Annotated in this window: 19 protein-coding genes, 1 tRNA gene and 1 pseudogene; 9 read left to right on the top strand and 12 right to left on the bottom strand. The window is 56.6% G+C overall.

The window, feature by feature from the left end:
* Positions 1 to 777, bottom strand: a 777-nt coding sequence (locus M7Q83_RS04575) for a hypothetical protein (RefSeq protein WP_298335835.1), incomplete at its 3' end; no start/stop codon positions are given.
* Positions 774 to 1,373 carry a hypothetical protein gene (locus M7Q83_RS04570; RefSeq protein ID WP_298335833.1) on the bottom strand — a complete coding sequence of 200 codons (600 nt, stop codon included), beginning with the start codon at positions 1,371 to 1,373 and terminating at the stop codon, positions 774 to 776. The genes M7Q83_RS04575 and M7Q83_RS04570, both read right to left, overlap by 4 nt.
* 1,068 nt (positions 1,374 to 2,441) lie before the next feature.
* Here M7Q83_RS04570 and M7Q83_RS04565 point away from each other — a divergent pair.
* Positions 2,442 to 2,849, top strand: coding sequence for a hypothetical protein (locus tag M7Q83_RS04565; RefSeq protein ID WP_298335831.1), 408 nt, complete (start codon positions 2,442 to 2,444; stop codon positions 2,847 to 2,849).
* Positions 2,850 to 3,212: 363 nt separating this feature from the next.
* Here the strand turns inward: M7Q83_RS04565 and M7Q83_RS04560 are convergent, their stop codons facing one another.
* Complete coding sequence (locus M7Q83_RS04560; protein ID WP_298335829.1) at positions 3,213 to 3,797, bottom strand: hypothetical protein; 585 nt, start codon at positions 3,795 to 3,797, stop codon at positions 3,213 to 3,215.
* Positions 3,794 to 4,159: a helix-turn-helix transcriptional regulator gene (locus tag M7Q83_RS14195; RefSeq protein ID WP_366526368.1), complete on the bottom strand. Its 366-nt coding sequence runs from the start codon at positions 4,157 to 4,159 to the stop codon at positions 3,794 to 3,796. The genes M7Q83_RS04560 and M7Q83_RS14195 overlap by 4 nt, the downstream gene beginning before the upstream one ends.
* A 229-nt stretch (positions 4,160 to 4,388) precedes the next feature.
* On the opposite strand from M7Q83_RS14195, the gene M7Q83_RS04555 reads away from it, so the two are divergent.
* The 4 genes from M7Q83_RS04555 to M7Q83_RS04540 all read left to right on the top strand — a co-directional run bounded on the left by M7Q83_RS04555 (position 4,389) and on the right by M7Q83_RS04540 (position 5,840).
* The gene (locus tag M7Q83_RS04555) at positions 4,389 to 4,622 is read left to right on the top strand and encodes a hypothetical protein (RefSeq protein WP_298335827.1); all 234 of its coding nucleotides are present in this window, start codon (positions 4,389 to 4,391) and stop codon (positions 4,620 to 4,622) included.
* Positions 4,609 to 4,959, top strand: a complete 351-nt coding sequence (locus tag M7Q83_RS04550) for a hypothetical protein (RefSeq protein WP_298335825.1) — start codon at positions 4,609 to 4,611, stop codon at positions 4,957 to 4,959. The genes M7Q83_RS04555 and M7Q83_RS04550 overlap by 14 nt, the downstream gene beginning before the upstream one ends.
* A gap of 183 nt (positions 4,960 to 5,142) precedes the next feature.
* Positions 5,143 to 5,466 carry a nucleotidyltransferase domain-containing protein gene (locus tag M7Q83_RS04545; protein WP_298335823.1) on the top strand — a complete coding sequence of 108 codons (324 nt, stop codon included), beginning with the start codon at positions 5,143 to 5,145 and terminating at the stop codon, positions 5,464 to 5,466.
* Entirely contained in the window at positions 5,463 to 5,840 is a 378-nt protein-coding gene (locus M7Q83_RS04540; protein WP_298335821.1) for a HepT-like ribonuclease domain-containing protein, read from the top strand. The genes M7Q83_RS04545 and M7Q83_RS04540 overlap by 4 nt, the downstream gene beginning before the upstream one ends.
* 206 nt (positions 5,841 to 6,046) lie before the next feature.
* Here M7Q83_RS04540 and M7Q83_RS04535 read toward each other — a convergent pair whose 3' ends face one another.
* Positions 6,047 to 6,679 carry a hypothetical protein gene (locus M7Q83_RS04535; protein ID WP_298335819.1) on the bottom strand — a complete coding sequence of 211 codons (633 nt, stop codon included), beginning with the start codon at positions 6,677 to 6,679 and terminating at the stop codon, positions 6,047 to 6,049.
* A 34-nt stretch (positions 6,680 to 6,713) separates the two neighbouring features.
* Positions 6,714 to 6,902 (bottom strand): hypothetical protein, encoded by a 189-nt coding sequence (locus tag M7Q83_RS04530; RefSeq protein ID WP_298335817.1) that lies wholly within the window; start codon positions 6,900 to 6,902, stop codon positions 6,714 to 6,716.
* Positions 6,903 to 7,037: 135 nt separating this feature from the next.
* On the opposite strand from M7Q83_RS04530, the gene M7Q83_RS04525 reads away from it, so the two are divergent.
* From M7Q83_RS04525 to M7Q83_RS04515, 3 genes and pseudogenes are all read left to right on the top strand, one after another.
* Positions 7,038 to 8,429, top strand: coding sequence for a UvrD-helicase domain-containing protein (locus tag M7Q83_RS04525; protein WP_298335815.1), 1,392 nt, complete (start codon positions 7,038 to 7,040; stop codon positions 8,427 to 8,429).
* Between the two features lie 371 nt (positions 8,430 to 8,800).
* Positions 8,801 to 9,010 (top strand): annotated as a pseudogene (locus M7Q83_RS04520) (hypothetical protein); the annotation flags it as partial.
* A complete protein-coding gene (locus M7Q83_RS04515; RefSeq protein ID WP_298335813.1) occupies positions 9,007 to 9,729 on the top strand; it encodes a site-specific integrase in 723 nt (240 codons plus the stop codon). The pseudogene M7Q83_RS04520 and the gene M7Q83_RS04515, both read left to right, overlap by 4 nt.
* A 77-nt stretch (positions 9,730 to 9,806) precedes the next feature.
* Here M7Q83_RS04515 and M7Q83_RS04510 read toward each other — a convergent pair.
* The 6 genes from M7Q83_RS04510 to M7Q83_RS04485 form a co-directional block, all read right to left on the bottom strand.
* Positions 9,807 to 9,884: transfer RNA gene (locus tag M7Q83_RS04510), tRNA-Pro, on the bottom strand.
* 76 nt (positions 9,885 to 9,960) lie between these two features.
* Positions 9,961 to 11,076, bottom strand: coding sequence for a methyl-accepting chemotaxis protein (locus M7Q83_RS04505; protein ID WP_298335811.1), 1,116 nt, complete (start codon positions 11,074 to 11,076; stop codon positions 9,961 to 9,963).
* Positions 11,077 to 11,130: 54 nt separating this feature from the next.
* Positions 11,131 to 12,045, bottom strand: coding sequence for an MBL fold metallo-hydrolase (locus M7Q83_RS04500; protein WP_298335809.1), 915 nt, complete (start codon positions 12,043 to 12,045; stop codon positions 11,131 to 11,133).
* A gap of 318 nt (positions 12,046 to 12,363) precedes the next feature.
* Positions 12,364 to 13,884: an acyl-CoA carboxylase subunit beta gene (locus M7Q83_RS04495; RefSeq protein ID WP_298335807.1), complete on the bottom strand. Its 1,521-nt coding sequence runs from the start codon at positions 13,882 to 13,884 to the stop codon at positions 12,364 to 12,366.
* A 36-nt stretch (positions 13,885 to 13,920) separates the two neighbouring features.
* Complete coding sequence (gene der, locus M7Q83_RS04490; RefSeq protein ID WP_298335805.1) at positions 13,921 to 15,285, bottom strand: ribosome biogenesis GTPase Der; 1,365 nt, start codon at positions 15,283 to 15,285, stop codon at positions 13,921 to 13,923.
* Complete coding sequence (locus M7Q83_RS04485; RefSeq protein WP_298335803.1) at positions 15,278 to 16,669, bottom strand: DUF512 domain-containing protein; 1,392 nt, start codon at positions 16,667 to 16,669, stop codon at positions 15,278 to 15,280. Before M7Q83_RS04485 ends, der begins: the two co-directional genes overlap by 8 nt.
* Positions 16,670 to 16,745: 76 nt before the next feature.
* On the opposite strand from M7Q83_RS04485, the gene ispH reads away from it, so the two are divergent.
* Entirely contained in the window at positions 16,746 to 17,804 is a 1,059-nt protein-coding gene (ispH, locus tag M7Q83_RS04480) for a 4-hydroxy-3-methylbut-2-enyl diphosphate reductase (protein ID WP_298335802.1), read from the top strand.
* Positions 17,805 to 17,945 lie beyond the last annotated feature (141 nt).

Below are 17,945 nucleotides of genomic sequence, written 5' to 3'. Positions count from 1 at the left end.
CGCGAGGGTGAGTTCGGTGCGGCTCGCAGGGTGCCCACACAGCGAGGGTGAGGGAATATCGATGCCGGAGAGCACAACGATCTCGCCATAGCGGATCCAGCCGTTGTAACGGAACTCATAGGCCCCGCGGAGGATGAGCGCTTCAGCGAGGAGCCTCTTGGGAGAGGTTGTCTGGGGTATGTCGTAGTCTGAGATCGCGTCGTTGTGATAGGAGGCTTCTTTGCGCTCGATCTCATCCGGGGTGAGATTTGCTCGGATGATCACGGGGTCGGGGATCTCGGACATTCCTGGGATCGTCTCTGGGCGATCAAAACCGTAGAGGGTGATCGCGTCGGGTGGCGCGGGCGTGTTCGTGGCGGCACGGACGTAGACGCCGCAGGCGAGAGCGGCAGTCGCAAGTATGCAGAGCTTCGATCGGTTTGTGAGACGATGACTGGCGCGGGCGTCGATGAGTTTGTAGTATCCGTTGGTCATGTCATTGCTCTCATCTCGTAGTCGTTCGCGCTCAAGCTTCTCATCGGCACGGGTGTCGTCTGACTCGGGGATCTCGTCATAGAGTTTGGCACGTTCTCGGTGTATCGCGAACCACCTTTCATATTCCGCTCTGAGCTCGGCGACACTGACATAGGGGTCTTCCTTGACATCAAAGACGCTTCTTCTGTTCTCTCGGCGCTCCCTCCTTTGCCGTACTCTCTCCTCCTTTGCCTTCTTCCTCGTCTCTATCTCGATGAACTCAGGGTTGACTTCGGCGAGCCTGCCCGTGAAGGGACCTTTCACCTCCTGACTTTCTCCTGACTTTGAGCGGTGACAGGCCAGGGCGCGGGACTAGGGGCGCGGACGGGTACCTTGGGCTGGGGCGCGGGCGGCGGGTTTGTAGGAGGAGGTTGAGGAACGGACGGTGGCGCGGTGACCGGGATAGTGCTGGTCGAATCGAGGGTGCTCTGGTCCAGCGGGATTGCGGTAGGTTGATGGGTTGGTGAATAATCCTGTTGAGTCGAGTCGACGATGAACGGATTGCCAATGATTGACTCGGCTGCGGTAATGAACATGTCAAGAGTAGCAAGCGCTGTGGTCACCTTGACACCAAGGGGTACGAGGATAACAATGGATGACCAGGTGAACCCGCGGCTGCGTAGCCTTGCGATCTCGTCCACGTTGTCGAGTACCCACCGCATGGCCACGCCATACTCAGGAGAACTGCGTCGGATGAGTTCCCTTCGGTACAGGGTGCGGAGCGTATTGATATTCATCGCGACTCCGGTCACCTGTAGCTGTTTGCCTATCTCGGACCAGCGGACGCCCTGTGCATGCCACTGAGCAATCTCGTCGAAGTGAGAACGTATGAGTTGGATAGGCGTGGGGGTAACACTCATGCGTCCATCTCGCCAAGCACTTCCCATTGGGACGGGCCCAAATGGCCTGATTTCGACCGTGCAGGTGGCAAGCGGCGAATCTGACTGTGCTCAACAAATTTGCCCAACGCAGCCTCGACTCGACCCAGCCTGGCGAATCGACGACCGTTGGATCTTGCAGTTTCTGCGGTCGAGAATTTCCGTACCTGCTTGCGAACGATCCATCTCGTGGGCAGCTCTTCGTCGCTCACTGGTGCTTTGCACGGATACCGGTCCGGTGCGGCAACAATACCTCGATCAATCATATCGTTGTACTCCACAATGAAGAATTCGAGATGTTGGGCGTTGAGTATTTCAAGAGGGAGAGGAAGGCTTTCAATTGGCACGCGGGTGGCACGGGGCTGATGCTCGCCGCCCAATCGAACCCGCGGTTGCGTAGCCTTACGATCTCGTCCACGTTGTCGAGTACCCACCGCATGGCCACGATGCACCAAGGAGAGCAGCGTCTATTGAGCTCTGCATGGTAACGACTCACAAGTGTGTCCACGCTCTGACGCTTACAGTCAACTTCAAAACGAGTCGCAATCTCTAGCCATGTGTCGCCTCGTGCCAGGGACTCGCTGATTTCGTCGAAGTGATCTCGTACAAGCACATCTGCCTGCTTAGTGTTCATGCTTCCACCTTTCTGACCCTACCCATTGCATATAGGCCGGTTCTACACAAATCGTGAGGCTCCGTTGCGATTTGCCTTTACGAGGAGGAATTGTGCCTTGGACACGCATCTCATTTCATTCTGTTTCTAGATGCGACTTACATCCGATACGACCTGAGGCCCTTGCGAACGTGATGACCACCGGTGTCTTAACGAGTCCTCGGGCAGGGAAGGCAACGCATGCGAGCCGGCAATCGATTAATGCCGCTTGGCTCGGCATGTGTCAGGTTCTTCACCACCAGTTGTGTCTCTCATCCAGAGCGATAGTGAGAATACGCACGTATATCGGTGGGTGCATCTGCTGGAGTACGGGAACAAATCGTGGGCATATATCCCAAGTGGCCCTGGTGAGCAGGGGGAATGTGAAGGAGAACGAGATGGCAGGTTTCAGGAGTCGCAAGGGGGAATGGATAGAACTACCGAGTGATCCAGACGGTGACGGATGGTATCGCCTTTCAGAGAGCCTGAAATGCGAACTGTTTGGTTCTGGACCCCACAATGATCATGATCGGCTTCGGTTCAGGGTGCTGAACAAGGAGGACCAGGCACAGGTGAACTCGAGAGCGCGTGAACTCTTTGTGCGTGGCGCCGATGGCGAGTGCCCAAGTATCGCATTCTGCTGGAGAACCGCGCTGGACGAGAGCTACGCAGCCAAGGGCGTTGTGATGAAACTCAAGCGGCGCGAACGGGGTCTTAGCGATCCGATTTTGGTGCCCGCACCTGGGGTTAACGAAGTCTGTGCCTCATGCGGGCGACCGCTAGCAAATGTCAACACGAGGGTCTAGAGCGGAGGGATCGTGAGCAATCGTCTACCAAGGGGGTGGAAACCTGTAAGCGGAGGTGGTGTCGCCTGTCGGCATCGGGACTTGTCTGTCTGTCCCGAATGCCAAGATGCCCACGTTGTGCTGGTGAATGTCTACGAAGCGTTCTTTTGGGTTAGGGATGAAGAAGAACGAGCTGAACTGTTGGACCACCTGACCGCCATGGGGTTCACTCCCACCGCGCAGCAGCACAGGCAACGCTAGCCCTAGGTTGATGGGTCTCGTGTGCTCGGATTCGTCTCTCAGGCAGCCAGGGAGCCACGGAGAGTGGTGATTGGGTGGAATTGTGTCTCGCTTGCTGACGCGCCAGTACTGAGTGCCCGTGCTCTAGCGCCTACGACGCGGGCCGCGATCTGGCTTGGTTCCACTGCCTCGACCTTGATCCAGACCTCGGCTATCAGAGCTGTCGCCATCAACACCTAACGCTTCTGCATGGGCAATAAGGATGGGCAGTACTGCCAGGTCTTTAGCACGACCAGCAGCTCGTTTGCTACGGATTACGTCCGAGAGGTCGGCCACTTGGGTCGACATGCCACCGACTACGACAGCATGCGCGGATCGCATTAAGTCGTCATAGCCGGTGGTGCCGCTTGGCACGTAGCACAGATCAAAGTCTCCGAATTCACAGGTCAGATTGAGAATGTCGATGCTAGCGATCGACGATGCGCTATGAGCGAACGCCAGCTCGTAAGGGGCATCTGCGATGCGGATCTTCGCCTTGAGTTCCGTAAGGGCGCTGTCTAACCGGACAAAATTGTCAGAGGTTCTTGACGGTGTAAAGTCAATGTCCATAGTGGCAGGAATGGGTGCACTCTGAAGCTGTGCCGCAAATGCACCGATCACAACATACTCGACTCCGTGGCGATTCAACACCTCAATAATCGCAGCCCCGTTGAGCTCAGCTCGTGTCACGGCATCGATGCCTTGTTCGACTCCGTAGTCTTACCTGCTCCGCGGAACATCTCAACGTTACTCAAGTGACGCCGGTCAACTTGTGTTTTCTCGTCATCGCTCAAGCTTTCGTACCTCGCTTGGAGCACTTGATCATGATCATCAAGGGGTGCGAGCTGGATCCTCATCTCCAGTCCGGCCCCGGCAAGAATCCGAGAGATAGTTTCGAATTTCGGAGCTACGGAGCCAGCTTCAATGCGAGCAATGGTGCTCTGGGGAACACCAGACAACTCGGCAAGTTCACGTTGGGTGAGCTTAGCGGTCAACCTCGCGAGTGCGACAATTCCGCCCTCTGGTCTATACGGTCTCCTTTTGGTTCTCATACCCTAATGATAGCATTGCGGCCATCAACACTGATGTCTTGAGTCCGGACCAGGGGTTACGAGCTAACCCATGCTCCGAGCATCAATTGGGCATCCTCGTTGCTGCTTTGCGCCGCTGGCCAAACTATGCCTCTAACGGGTCACACTGACGGGCGATTCCGCACGAACAAGTCGGTCGCATATATCCCACTCGACCCTGGTGATCAGGGGGAATGTGAAGGAGATCGAGATGGACGACAAGATGGAGATGTTCGATTGCATCCTCAGCATGGCAATTGACCTGCAACATGAGGCAAGCAAGGCTTACAGCATGGCCTACTACAAATACCGCGCGGACCCGACTGAGGCGAATCGAGTCGAGGCGCGCAGGCTTGAGGCCGAGCACGAGGAGGCGAGGGCTTTTCATCGTTTCGCGTTGCTGGATAAGTTCATGCAGGAGGCACGAGAGCATGAGAATCGTTAGTCTGGTGCCTCACACCACGCGGCTCATGAACATGGGCAAGGTTGTGTTGAGCGTTCCACCAAGTGGCCTGGTCGCACGGGTTGAAGTGCTCGAAGAGAAGGCTGAGGTGCTCGATCTCGATGGCACGGTTGTGCCGGTGATGCGGACTCGCTTTGGACGGGTGACTGGGGTGCCCGATGCTGAACCGGGCACGTTCTACATCGTCTCGGGGCTGGTACTGGACTACGCGGGGGACCGTGGGGACCTGTTGGTACCTGCACGGTTGGTGCGCTCTGGAGGACGGGTCATTGGGTGCCAGGCGTTTGCGCGGGCATCGGTGTGCGTAGGTAGGGGTTAGGCGCGGTCATATTCGTGGTGCGGATCTCAGGGGCGCGTGGTGAGGGTCTGAGGTGGGTCAAGGGGGGAGTTGGCTTGGGGCGTTCGTGGTGACCACACCTTAAGCAGTCTGGGAAAGTGCTGGTCGGGTCTGGAATCCCGACATAGAGGGATTCTGGTTGCCGCTAGCGGGTACTATGAGACAATGGCGACCGATCAAACCAGCGCTAACACCAAGCGACCAACCACGCTGGATGACCTGCGTATCCACAGAGATAAGATCATGCGCATCGCAGCCGCACATGGCGCCTCGAACCTTCGTGTATTCGGGTCAGTAGCCAGGGGCACTGCTGGGAAAGAAAGTGACATCGACTTTCTTGTGGACTTCGACCGTGATCGAACCCTTGTTGACTATGTTGGCCTCTGGCGGGACTTAGAGGCGCTCCTGGGCGCATCTGTTGATGTCGTAAGCACCGGTGGCTTGACTGAGCGCGACAGTGACATTCTTCGAGACGCGCTTGTATTGTGACCCACCCCGCTGACCAACGGTCCGTTGAGAAGACCATCGACGACCTGTTGGATGCCTCTAGTGCTGCTGATGAGATCGTGAACCGTGGGATCGATGCATGGAATAGCGACCGACTCTTGCGTCTTGCTGGTGAGGCAGTTATCAATCGGATCGGCGATGCCGCCAATAAGCTTCCCGAAGAGGTGCGCAATGCGATACCGGAGGTGCCATGGGACGAGATCCGATCGAACCGGATTCTCGTAGCCCACATCTATCATCGCATCGATTACCAGATCATATGGGAGACGCTGGTGCACGATGTCCCGCCCTTGGCTCTGGCGTTAAACCAATGGCGCAAAAACATCTCCCGCCATCCTGGTGGCTTTAGACCATGACCTCCAAGTTGGTTCGTTGGGATGGTAGGGGCGCGGATCGGTAAGGGAGTTGCCATGGTGGAAATCTATACACCGGTTATGCTCGGACAGAGTTGGCACGTTGGGGAACTGTTACCGGTGACCACACCTTAAGCAGTCGGGGAAAGTGCTGGTCGTGGGCGAGGCATAAGAGGTAGTTGGATGGAGCGTTACCACCGGCGGGAGGATCACAATTGGATCTGGCGATCTTCGCGAAGCTGTGCCAGCGCTATCTCAAGAAACCGTCGGACAGCTGCCCGAAGTTGGCGCTCCTCCCAACTCGCCCTGTGTTCTGCCACGGCCACGTCGAATCCATCTCGTTTCTCGGCCAGTCCTTCTACCACCAGAAACTCGATCACATCTTCCAGGGCTGGTCTGAATCGACGACCGCCTACAGGGAAGTGAAAGTCACGTAGGGGACGCATGGGCGATATGCGACCTGCACTACGAGCCTGCTCGGTAAGTGTATCGAAATGTTCGCAATCTCCATTCACCTGCACATGCGCGCTAGGATAGTCGTTCTCCGGGTACCGCGTGTAATCCCAATGGACCAGCATCTTCTGGCGATCACTATCGAGATAGAGGCCATACTGCGACTTTGCAACGGCAAGGTGTGCCTGTTCAGGATCGAGCCCTAGTATGTAGGCGACCAGGAGGTGGCAAGCAGGAGGCGTCCTCCTGATTCCCAACGGGACGGGCTTCGCTGTCAAGTCCTTAGAGCTGATTCCGTAACCGACATGAACCGTCGTAGCTCGCCTGTTAGCATTTACCGATTTAAGCCGTATCCCGTCAGTGACCGTTCGGTTGAGAAGGTCAGTCACTTCAGCGGCAAATTCCCTTGCCTGACCTTCGAGGTCAACCAATGAAGGGGGAGATCGCGAACCAAGCTAGGCGGGCGTTTTCTGAGCTAAAGCGTCCTGATCGCGCTTGCGCCTTAAGTTCCTCGGCCGAAACTCCGGCAATTTCAAGGGCGCGCTGGACGGCAATCTCAATATCCTCATCAGTTGCGTATTCGACTACTACAGCTGCTTGGACTGGCGTCATTGACCTGTGCCTCCACTACCTAGTTGCGTTAGGACGACCCCCCGCCAACAAGTTGAATATATGCCTCGGGTATGACACTATCAGCGTAGCCGTTGGTCTGCAACTGCTATCGAGGCATGATCGTGGACCGGTCTGGTGACACTGGCATGGGGCGATGATGTTTGTATCTGGTTTCATGGGCTGGTATCTGGTGGGGGTGGAGTTGCGCGGCTGGATGGCGGTTCTGGGTGTCAGGGAGGGATCTCGCCGGTACTACAGGTGATCGACGAGTTTACTAAATCTCCCGATAGGGAGATTTCCACCAGGCATATCCCTACACCGATTCAGACCCTTGCAAAGCGGATGCACGCCACGAGCCACCTAGACGTGTTGATCAAGGAGGCTCAGCGCTTATGGGAATGCCAGATCGACCCACAGTCAACGATGCCGGTCTCGCACAGCGTCTATCTCAAACTGGCATCACTTGATCCAGAACCTATCGATGCTGAGGTCGTCTTCTTCGACGAAGCACAGGACGCCTCTGCACCAATGTTGCGCATCCTTGAGGCCCATGCTGGCCGTGGTGGACGACTGGTGCTCGTCGGCGACAAGTATCAACACATCTATGGATGGGCTGGGGCGATGAATGCGATCGACAAGCTGGCGACCAAGTATCCTAATGAGTCACTGGTGCTACCGCTTTGTCGATCATATCGGTTCGGCCAGGACATTGCCGACTCAGGGAATGTCTTCCTCAATGCGATGGGGGCTGGCTACTCCCTCATCGGCATGGGGCCTCCAGGGGAGGCTGTTGGCTATGCGGACACGACGACGGTCCTCTTCCGCTCAAACCTGCGGTTGATCATGGAGATCCTCTCCCTTGTAAAGGCTGATCCTGGGGTTAAATTCCATGTGGTAGGTGGCATCAAGGATATCGGTTACATGTTGAACGATCTGGCTGGCCTCTTCGAGGGCAGGCTCGCCAAGAGCGGAGAGTTGTGCGGCTTTGCTGACTGGGAGGAACTGACCGAGTTCAGCGAGACGCCGCTCGGGTCTGGATATCACCCACTTGTCAACCTTGTAGAGCGCATGGGCGGAGCGGTTGGCGGTGTATTGCGAGTACTCAACATGAATGAAAGCAACGCAAAGAAGGCTGAAGTAGTTCTTGCCACCGCGCACAAGGCAAAGGGTGCACAGTGGGGATCCGTTACGCTCTCTCGAGAGTTTCGCAACGTCTGGGAAGCCTCGGTTTCGACACACGGCGATGATGCTGCCTACGCACTCCCCGATTACGAGGAGATGGCGCTCCAGTACGTGGCTGCTACTCGTGCTGAGACTCTGTTAGCAGATTCTGGGCTCGTACCGTTCGTGAACGATCATCTCCGCCTGATGCGCTTTGGAGGCACACCAGAGGGCGCGCGGATCATGCCAAAGGCTCGGCGCCGGCCAACTCATGTGGGGCAACCACGAGACTCACTTACCACAGACGTGAGCGATTTGGCTAACGCAAAAACCAACAAGTATGTAGGTTCGTTGTTTGACGGCTAACCATTTAGTAATGAGGTATGGGTCTTTACCACTGAGCGAGCACAGAGGGCCGTGCGATGGTACGATGAGCCCCCCCGCTTGCCTCCCCACCGTGGGCACCTCGTTCAAATATCGGTTATCATTAGCGTTGTGACCGTAAGTAGTCCGTACCGTCGTTCTCGCTCTGCCGGCGACGGAACGATCACGAAACCCAAACCTGGCACCTACCGCGCAGAGCTTCGTTGGACAGACGCATCAGGGGCCAAACGCCGCTGGACGAAAACGACCCGTAGTCTCAGGGAAGCGAATAAAGCCCTGACTGAGTTCAAGCGTTTAAGAGACTCTGGTGATGAGCCAAGAGCCAAGAGCCAAGAGCCAAGACACTTGGGGGCCTCCTCGATGCATGGATAGAGTTCAAAGCCTCCGAAATGTCGGTCGGGACGATCGATCAATATCGGTACGCGCTTCGGCATATCAAAGGTGGGCTCGGCGGCGCTGAGCTGAGTAAGCTCCAGCCGCAGGCGATCGACGAGTTCCTTCGCTCGAAGCTCGGCGAACTCTCCCCACGATATGTGAAGTACTCCGAACGGTGCTCAGCATGAGCCTGGATCAGGCAGTGCGGTGGCAGCTCCTTGCATCCAACCCTGCAAAGCTACCGGCATCCATCAAACAATCACAGGTCAGAGGGCGATCGCTTACCCCAGATCAAGCTAAGGCACTTCTACGCGCGACCCAAGGTGATCGGCTCCGTGGGTTATGGGTATTGATGCTGGCCACTGGACTCCGACGCGGCGAGGCCATCGCACTTGAATGGCGCGACCATGACACCCAGGCGCATACCTTGCGAATCGAGCGCAACCGCAAGAAGTCCGGATCCGCTGTTATCGTTGGAGATCTCAAGACCGAGCGTTCTCGGCGTACGCTCCCACTCTCAGAGTTCGTTGTCCAAGAGCTGGAGGCACACCGTCTCACCCAACTCGCAGAACGCGAACACCTCGCCAGTCTCGGAGTGCAATGGAGGGAACCGGCGGCGATGTTCACGACCGCTTGGGGGCAGTGGCTTGATCCTGACAACATTTCCAAGGCATTCAAGCGATTGGCCGAAAAGGCTGGCCTAGGCGCTTGGCACCTCCACGAACTGAGGCATTCGGCAGCATCACTTCTCTTAGCCCAAGGCGTCGGTCTTGAGGAGGTCAGTGAACTCGTCGGCCATGCGTCGATCCGTGTCACAGCAGACGTGTACGGCCACCTCCAGCCCGAACGGTTAAGAGCAGCCACCGAGGCACTGGGTGGCTACCTTTCGGGGCTTGATGATGAGTGAAGCCACTTTTGAAGCCACTCAAAGAGCACGGTCAATAGAATGAGTACCAACTTTATAGGCCATGAACTGGACTTTTATGGTCGGGCTGGGGAGATTTGAACTCCCGACCTCTTGACCCCCAGTCAAGCGCGCTAACCAAGCTGCGCCACAGCCCGTGCGCCCATTCTATCGAACGCACCTCGCCAGAAGGTCATCAAACGCAATCCTTCCCAAGTTCGATCAAGATCAGAGCTACTCACGCACCCCAAAACGTCGCTTTGGTCCCTGATCAGCATCCTCTGTTGCTGCCAGAATACCAGACAGTCGATTCGAGATCTCCATGGTCGCCTCTTCCTGCTGTTCAGTGGCGCTGTTGATGCGAAGAAGCATCTCGCGCACTTGGCGATTCGCGGTAAGGATATCCTCTAAGGCAATCGCAGCCGCTTCCGCGTTGGTTGCGCCACGCAAGGCTTCTTGAAAACTCTCCTCGAAACCTTCACCGACCTCGATTGTTCCAGAACGCACCTCGGCCACTCGATTAGTAATTTCGGACGCGGCACCTCGTGCTCGACTCGCCAACTGGCGAACCTCATCGGCGACTACCCCGAATCCGCGACCGGCCGTACCAGCGCGGGCAGCTTCAATTGCCGCATTCAAGGCGAGGAGATTTGTCTGATCTGCAATGCTTTGGATGGTAGCCACCATGGCGTCGATCAACTTTGTCTTCTCAGAGAGGCGTGCTAACGTGGCGGAGGTCTCGGTCATGCGCCGCGAGATCTCATCGATTGCCCCTTTTGCCGCAAAAAAGACATCCCGACTTTCAGCGGCTCTCCCATTCACCGAATCTGCGGCTTCTTTCACGACACGGGTGTTTGCAGCGACCTCACCAGCGGTCACCGAGAGTTCCTCGACCGCAGCAGCAATCTGGCTCACTGCTTCTGTGACTACCGAGGATCGGTGTTGATCCGACTCACGCCGCCGTTGATCGTCACGAGTATGAGTGGTTACTTCGCGCCACTGCACGAGAAAATACTCTTCCGATCCGCTCTCAGTGTTGCGCACTAGGCGGATCGTGGCCACGAACTGTCGTCCCTCAACGTTGTAATCGAGCTCCGCAAGATCGAGCGTCTGTGTAGTGCGCAAACGCTGCAGTTCCCGACGAGCACGATCAGGATCTTGAAAGAGTTGATGCAGTTCCCCAGCTCCGCCAACAGAGCTCAGTCGCAGCTGTCGCTCGGCATACGGGGTGACATACGTGATGTGTGCATCGCCATCAGGAGTCGCGAGCGCAACGAGCACCTCAAGATGGTCAAGCACCTCCCTTCCTGGTACACCTGAACGCCGTAGGCCAGCAAAAGCTCTTCCCATGTGAGCTTCATCGGCACAATTACGATGAGCTTGACCCAGACCGACTATCCGTTGTTAGGCGAAACAGGCTAACGGGCCGCCGTGATAGGAAATCATCGCCCCGAATGCGGCGACCACATCTACCGGCCCTCCAGGTGGTGTCCCCGTCAGCTCAGCCATGGCCCGGTAGAGATTACCGACGATGCGCTCAGGGTCATGCCAGCCAGCAAACTCACCCAAGTCGACACTCTTGGCGGCCTCCAACGGCTCCACACCAGCCTCAATGGCTTGACGCGCCACTTGTTCGACAAATCTGAGGTAACGTTCGATATCCCTAAACACATCTATCCCACATGGTTCCCCATGCCCAGGGATGACCGTTTGGACATCGAAGGAGCGCAAGGCTTCAAGGGAGCAAAGCCAACCCTGGACCGAACCCATCAGGGCAAAAGGAGTGCCGCCGTTGAAGGCGAGATCGCCAGCGAACAAGACACGGTCATCCGGGAAATAGACGACACAGTCACCGAGCGTATGTGCTGGATGTCCAAGGTGTCGAAGTTCGACCCGGTGTCCGCCCATCTGCAGTACTATTTCCGAAGAAAACGTAAGATCGGGAAGCCGAAGCTCGATGTCTCCCCAATCTACTGGCGTAAACAATCCCGGTGGAGGAACGGCAAAACCATTGGACATCTCCTCGGGGACCGTCGTGTGGCTCACCAAAAAACTTGGATCGATCGTGGCATTTCCGTTCGTGTGATCACCATGGTGATGAGTGGCCACCATCCCAGTGCGGTCGCCAACCCCAAGACGACGAGCTTCACCAAGGAGCGCCTGCGTGCGTGCCACCGTCGCTGTAGAATCGATGAAGTAAGAAAGCTTGTGATCGGGGATGATTCCGGCATTATTGAGGTACCAAGATCCATCACGTTGGATGTAGGCAAAAATCCCATCGCCAACCTCAAGTGTCTGGGTGTCATATGCGTGAATCATCGAGGCGCCTACGAGACGAGATCCCTGATCGCCGCCAACGCACAGCTGCGCAGCCCATCGCTACACTCCAACCCGTCGGCCAACCAACTAAAGCACATGGTGAAGCCAAAGAATCAGCTGAATGAGACGATATGTCAAGTACAACACCGTAGCAACAATCAAGAGCTTGAAGTGCCAAGGCTTCTTTTTGGGCGCCGCGATAACGGTACCACAACCCGGGCAGTGTCCCTCGCGGTCGATCTCCTCTGAGTCTTGAAATCGCTCACAATTCTCGCACCACGGCATACTCCGAGTCTATCAGCTGCCGCCGACCAACCCCTAGACCGGAGGTACGCCGTGCCTTCGACCGGAGAAGAACCGATCCCGTCGACTGGCTCGTTCGAATCGTGCGATAAGTTCTTGCCGCAAGAAACGCCCTTCGATAATCGCATCGATTACCAGGTCACTCGCCAATCGAAGAAGGTCAACATCCTTCTCATACTCCTCGCGCTTGACGCGTATGAACTCAGCGCGCTCTTCAGAATCCTCGATGCTAGCAATCTTGTTATAGTAGACAGCGTTTACGGCAGGCTCCGGCCCCATCACGGCGATGGCGGCTGATGGCAATGCAATCGTGGCCTCAGGAGAGAAGCCTGGACCGCACATCGCGTAGAGTCCAGCCCCGTAGGCTTTGCGCACGATCACCGAGATCTTGGGCACCGTCGCCTCGGCCACCGCAGTGATCATCTTGGCACCATGGCGGATAATTCCCTGACGCTCCACCTGGGATCCGATCATGAACCCTGGAACATCCGCCAAAAAAAGCAAGGGGATGTTGAAGGCGTCACAGTTCCAGATAAAACGAGCTGCCTTGTCGGCTGAGTCTCCAAAGAGGACTCCTCCTTTCGACATCGGGTTGTTCGCCACAATCCCAATCGCCGCACCGTTAAGACGGGCAAATCCAACCACAATTTCAGTCGCAAACAAGGGCTTTATTTCGAAGAAACTCCCTGCATCGACAAGGGAGTTGATCACCACATGCATGTCGTAACCCTGCTGGGCCTGAGACGGGATCATCGCATCATCAAACTCGGAGACCGGATCAATGGCCTCCTCGAGTGGTGGATCCTCCTCATAACTCGTTGGGAGATAGGAAAGATAGGCACGAGCCGCTATGAGTGCACTCTCGTCGTCAGCTACGAGGTTGTCACCACACCCCGAGACCGAAGCATGCATCCGTGCTCCGCCCATCTCTTCAAGGGTCACCCTTTCTCCGATCACGACCTCCGCCATTCGCGGTGAGCCAAGATACATCGAGGCGTTCTTTTCGACCATAAAGACTACATCGCAGAAGGCAGGGATGTAGGCGCCACCCGCAGCAGAAGGGCCGAAAAGACAACAGATCTGGGGCACCCTGCCAGAGAGTCGTACCTGGTTGGCAAAGATGCGTCCTGCACCGCGACGACCAGGGAAGAGGTCGACTTGATCGGTAATTCGCGCACCCGCAGAGTCCACGAGATAGAAGATCGGCAACATCTCGGCATAGGCCAACTCGGTGATCCGGATGATCTTTTCGACAGTGCGAGCACCCCAAGAGCCAGCCTTAACCGTCTGATCATTGGCCATGATCGCCACCGGCCGACCATCGACCGTACCAGTGCCGGTGATCACACCGTCAGCTGGCAGCCCAGGATCTCGCTCGTTAGCAAAAAGGCCATCCTCTCGAAACGAACCCTGATCGACGAGCAACGAGATGCGCTCCCGGGCATGCAATTTTTCTGCCTTTTGCAACTTCTCCTCGACCAAGCGCGGCCAGCCATACTTGATCTGTTCCGCCCGCTCCGTTATGCGTTCACTCATGTTGCTCCCATTTGTATGACCAATCCGAGACCTAGGCTAATCCCTGCGTCGAACCCGCAGCTTGATCGGGGTCGAGCCCAGGTTGTATCGATCACGAATTCGATTCTCTAAGAACTTCAGGTACGAAGCCGTCAGTGGTTTGCTCGCAAACAACGTAAACGTTGGTGGCTCCGTCGCCCCTTGCACAATGTAGAGTATTCGACCCTCCCGCGGTGGATTCGCTCCTTGAAGCGAGCGCAAAAATCGATTGAGCTCACCGGTAGGAACCCGCGATCGATAGGCAGTCTGGGCCTCAAAGATCTTCGGAAGCAGCCGGTGCACTCCCTTGCCGCTCTGTGCAGAGATCCGCATCGGCTCCACCCCAGTCAGGAAGGAAAGCCGGTCGCTCACCTGCGCATTGACCATCAGTCGTGCGTCATGGTCGAGCAAATCCCACTTGTTGAGCACAAGCACGATCGGCGAACCCGAGAGATCGATACGCTCCGCAAGACGTTGATCCCAGCCGGTGACGCCTGTCGTGGCGTCCACCACCAAGATAGCGACGTTACAACTATCGATGGCGCGGAGGGTGCGGACCATCGAATAGTACTCCGTTGCCTCGGCATATCGTGATCGTCTGCGCAGTCCAGCGGTATCAAAAAACCGTACTGGTCCCATCTCTGTCTCAATCACCGTGTCGATGGTGTCGACTGTGGTTCCCGGTCGATCGTAGACCACCGCGCGTTCTTGTCCCACCACACGGTTAAACAACGTTGATTTACCAGCATTGGGTCGACCGACGATCGCCACCGTCAGTTCGAGTGCCTCCAGTCGCACTGCATCAGTGAGTGGCAACTCCTCTTGCTCCTCGACCTCATTGAGATCATCCAAGAGCGGCAACTCACCAGGATCGTTACTAGCAAATCCACCAGTGCGCTCACCGAGTAAATCAAGAAGATCGCCCGTGTTCCGCCCATGCATAGCGGAAATCGCCAGCGGATCCCCGAACCCTAGCTGTAAAAACTCATAGATCTGCGGTTGATAATGATCATGGTCGACCTTGTTCGCGACAAGAATGGTCGAGCCTGGACGCCGGTGCAGCATCTTGGCAACATCGAGATCCTCCTCGGTGACGCCGGTGCGGACATCGACTAGGAAGAGTACGATGTCGGACTCTCGCACCGCTCGTTCCGCCATCTGCGATACCTTCTGGTCGAGATCATCGCCCTTGCCAAGCCAGCCGCCGGTATCCATAAACTCAAAGGTTCGCCCTCGCCAGTTGGTTTCACCAACCTTCAAGTCGCGCGTGACCTTGGCGCGCTCCTCGACGACCGCTACTCGTCTTCCCACCATACGGTTAAACAGAGACGACTTTCCAACGTTTGGACGCCCCACAATCGCTACCTTGGTGACCTCAGCCACGGGAACCTCCAATCAAAGGAAAGGCCAGTCCCTCAAGCGCCGCCGCCAACGAAGCACCGTCCGTTGGTACCACCTCAACCTCGCGGGGCAGCTCACGTGCATCGAGGCCATCAATAAATCTTCCCTCGCTGAGACAGATATCCGGTAACAGTAGTCGATCAACATCCACATCCGCGATAGCTTGAGCGACATCTTCCCCACTCATAAGCCCAGTCACCGCGATATTGCCTCCAAAGAATTCGTTGCGCACCTCTATGACTTCGACTGGCGGGTGTCCGCCATCAGAGAGTATCCGTTCGAGCGCGAGTTTTCCATACACCGAGGTGATGATCGCCATCGACAGCGAACCCTTTGTACGACGCTCCCCAAAACCCTTCGAGCGAAAGCGCACCGACCGATAGCCGAGGGCTGGAGCTCCATCGATCGAGGCAAAAAACCCCGAATGACTCACCGCCTTGGATCGTTCGCGAAGAAGGAATTCGCGTTCAAAGGCTCTGGTGACCCCGACACCATTCTCCAGTTGTTCGAAGTTCTCATACGTTGACGGAATCGGAAACTCCACTTCACCCAAGAGATAGAACTCATCGGAACAGTAAAACAGTGTCTTACCAAGCATCTCCCGGGCTACGGCTGCGTACTCCTCAACGGTCGCAATGGCTTCTTGCGCCTCTGTCTTGGTCATCGGACGCATTCTTGGTTCCTTGGTATACTTCGAAACCCCGAGCGGCACGACACCGACCGAGGCCAATTTGGGGAACTGCAACAAAATATCGGTCAACGTAGCACGCAGATGGTCCCCATCGTTAATGTCCGGTGCAAGAACAATCTGCCCATGGACAGCGACACCTGCATCGAGAAGATGCTCCAACCATCGAAGCGAGGTTGCCCCACGCCGGTTGCGCAACATCTCCGCCCGCAACAAGGGGTCGGTGGTATGGATGGAGACATACAGGGGGCTTAATCGCTCGGTAATCACCCGTTCAAAATCAGCCTCGGTAAACCGAGTTAGTGTCGTAAAGTTGCCATAGAGGAAGGACAGTCGATAGTCATCGTCTTTGACATAGAGCGTGCGCCGGAGGCCCTTTGGGAGTTGGTAGATGAAACAAAATTCACAGTGATTGTCGCAAGTTCGGACCTTATCGAACAGAGCATCTGAGATCTCCATACCAACTAACGTGCCCGCCGGCTTGTCGATCGGAAGCTCTAGCTCAAGACCGGAACGCTCGATGGTGACGATGGGATCCGGACCATCGACAAGCTGCTGATAGTCGATGATGTCCCTCGGAGGGACGCCATTGACCGCGACGAGGGCGTCGCCAGCGACGACCCCTCCTCGCTCCGCGGGGGAGCCTGGGGAAACACGGAGAATCGAGGGGTGAGGCATACAGGACCAGCCTAAAGGGTGCGAGCAGGTTTCAACGGCAATCCCTGGTGTTTCGATTCCGCCTAGACTGAGGAGAGTGACGGTAGAAAAGGTCATTTTGGCATCTCCGCGTGGATTCTGCGCAGGCGTCGAGAAGGCGATCAACGCCCTGGCTTGGATGGTGCGCATCTTCCCTCCTCCCATCTACTGTTATCACGAGATTGTTCACAACAAGCTGGTGGTCGAGACCTTCACGAGAGTCGGCGTCATCTTCGTCCAAGACATCGCCGAAGTCCCCAAAGGTTCGCCGATCATGCTTAGCGCGCATGGATCAGCCCCGGAGGTCATTGAGGAAGCCCGCAGGCAGGATGGGACCGTGATCGACGCAGTCTGCCCGCTGGTGACCAAGGTCCACCACGAGATTCGCACACGTGCCCAGAAAGGTTATCGCATCGTCTACATCGGCCATCGCGGTCATGAAGAGGCGATTGGTGCGATCGCTGAGGCACCCGGATCGGTTGACTTCGTTGAAACAAGGGCCGACGTCGACGCACTCGCCAGAGATGATCGCCCAATCGCCCTATTGGCACAAACCACCCTTGCAGTTCCGGAGTGGAGCGCACTGGCCGATCGAGCAAAGGAGCATCTCGGCGAGGTGTGGATGCCAGGTCGCTCAGATCTGTGCTATGCGACCACCAACCGACAAGCCGCCGTCAGCGCCATTGCTCCTCGCGTCGATACCCTCATCGTGATCGGCTCCGAGAACTCATCAAACACACGTGCACTTGAGCGAGTCGCCTGGAGTCATGGCGTCGCCAACGTGCTGCGGATCAACTCAGAGAGGGAACTACCTGACGATCTGACTGGGATCGTTGGCATCACCGCCGGTGCCTCGGCTGCTGAAGACGTCGTCACGCGCGTCGTCGAACGGCTTGCACCAGTCGAGGGCTGCGAGATCGTTACCTCGACCATCGAAGAGGAGTTCTTCCCAGCTCCACCCGAGTTGCGAGAGTTACTTAGCGGGCTCACCGCGGCAGCGGCGCTCCTTCTTGACAAAGACCTCCCGCTTGAGGTTGGACAGCACGACTCCGCCCGCGATGCGCTTCAGGACCTTACCAACGAGCCCGTTTGGTCGCCCGAACGATCACTGACGTAGGTCGTGGAGTCCGCGCAACCGACACGACGACTACTAACGTGACGGACTGCTAACGTGACGGACTGTATCGAGACCTCTCAGGCGGCCAACCCTCAGCGGCCAACCGGTCCCTTGTTCGATCAGAGCAAGCGCCGAATGACC

The sequence above is a fragment of the Ferrimicrobium sp. genome, from assembly GCF_027364955.1.
Lineage (GTDB): Bacteria > Actinomycetota > Acidimicrobiia > Acidimicrobiales > Acidimicrobiaceae > Ferrimicrobium.
The sequence above is the reverse complement of the archived record's forward strand: the minus strand, read 5'-3'. Positions and strand labels throughout refer to the sequence as shown.

Excerpts from the sequence above, each read along its gene's own strand:
- M7Q83_RS04570 (WP_298335833.1), bottom strand. The coding sequence starts at position 1,373 with ATGAGTGTTACCCCCACGCCTATCCAACTCATACGTTCTCACTTCGAC.
- M7Q83_RS04565 (WP_298335831.1), top strand. The coding sequence starts at position 2,442 with ATGGCAGGTTTCAGGAGTCGCAAGGGGGAATGGATAGAACTACCGAGT.
- M7Q83_RS14195 (WP_366526368.1), bottom strand. The coding sequence starts at position 4,159 with ATGAGAACCAAAAGGAGACCGTATAGACCAGAGGGCGGAATTGTCGCA.
- M7Q83_RS04555 (WP_298335827.1), top strand. The coding sequence starts at position 4,389 with ATGGACGACAAGATGGAGATGTTCGATTGCATCCTCAGCATGGCAATT.
- M7Q83_RS04550 (WP_298335825.1), top strand. The coding sequence starts at position 4,609 with ATGAGAATCGTTAGTCTGGTGCCTCACACCACGCGGCTCATGAACATG.
- M7Q83_RS04545 (WP_298335823.1), top strand. The coding sequence starts at position 5,143 with ATGGCGACCGATCAAACCAGCGCTAACACCAAGCGACCAACCACGCTG.
- M7Q83_RS04530 (WP_298335817.1), bottom strand. The coding sequence starts at position 6,902 with ATGACGCCAGTCCAAGCAGCTGTAGTAGTCGAATACGCAACTGATGAG.
- M7Q83_RS04515 (WP_298335813.1), top strand. The coding sequence starts at position 9,007 with ATGAGCCTGGATCAGGCAGTGCGGTGGCAGCTCCTTGCATCCAACCCT.
- M7Q83_RS04505 (WP_298335811.1), bottom strand. The coding sequence starts at position 11,076 with ATGGGAAGAGCTTTTGCTGGCCTACGGCGTTCAGGTGTACCAGGAAGG.
- M7Q83_RS04500 (WP_298335809.1), bottom strand. The coding sequence starts at position 12,045 with ATGATTCACGCATATGACACCCAGACACTTGAGGTTGGCGATGGGATT.
- M7Q83_RS04495 (WP_298335807.1), bottom strand. The coding sequence starts at position 13,884 with ATGAGTGAACGCATAACGGAGCGGGCGGAACAGATCAAGTATGGCTGG.
- M7Q83_RS04485 (WP_298335803.1), bottom strand. The coding sequence starts at position 16,669 with ATGCCTCACCCCTCGATTCTCCGTGTTTCCCCAGGCTCCCCCGCGGAG.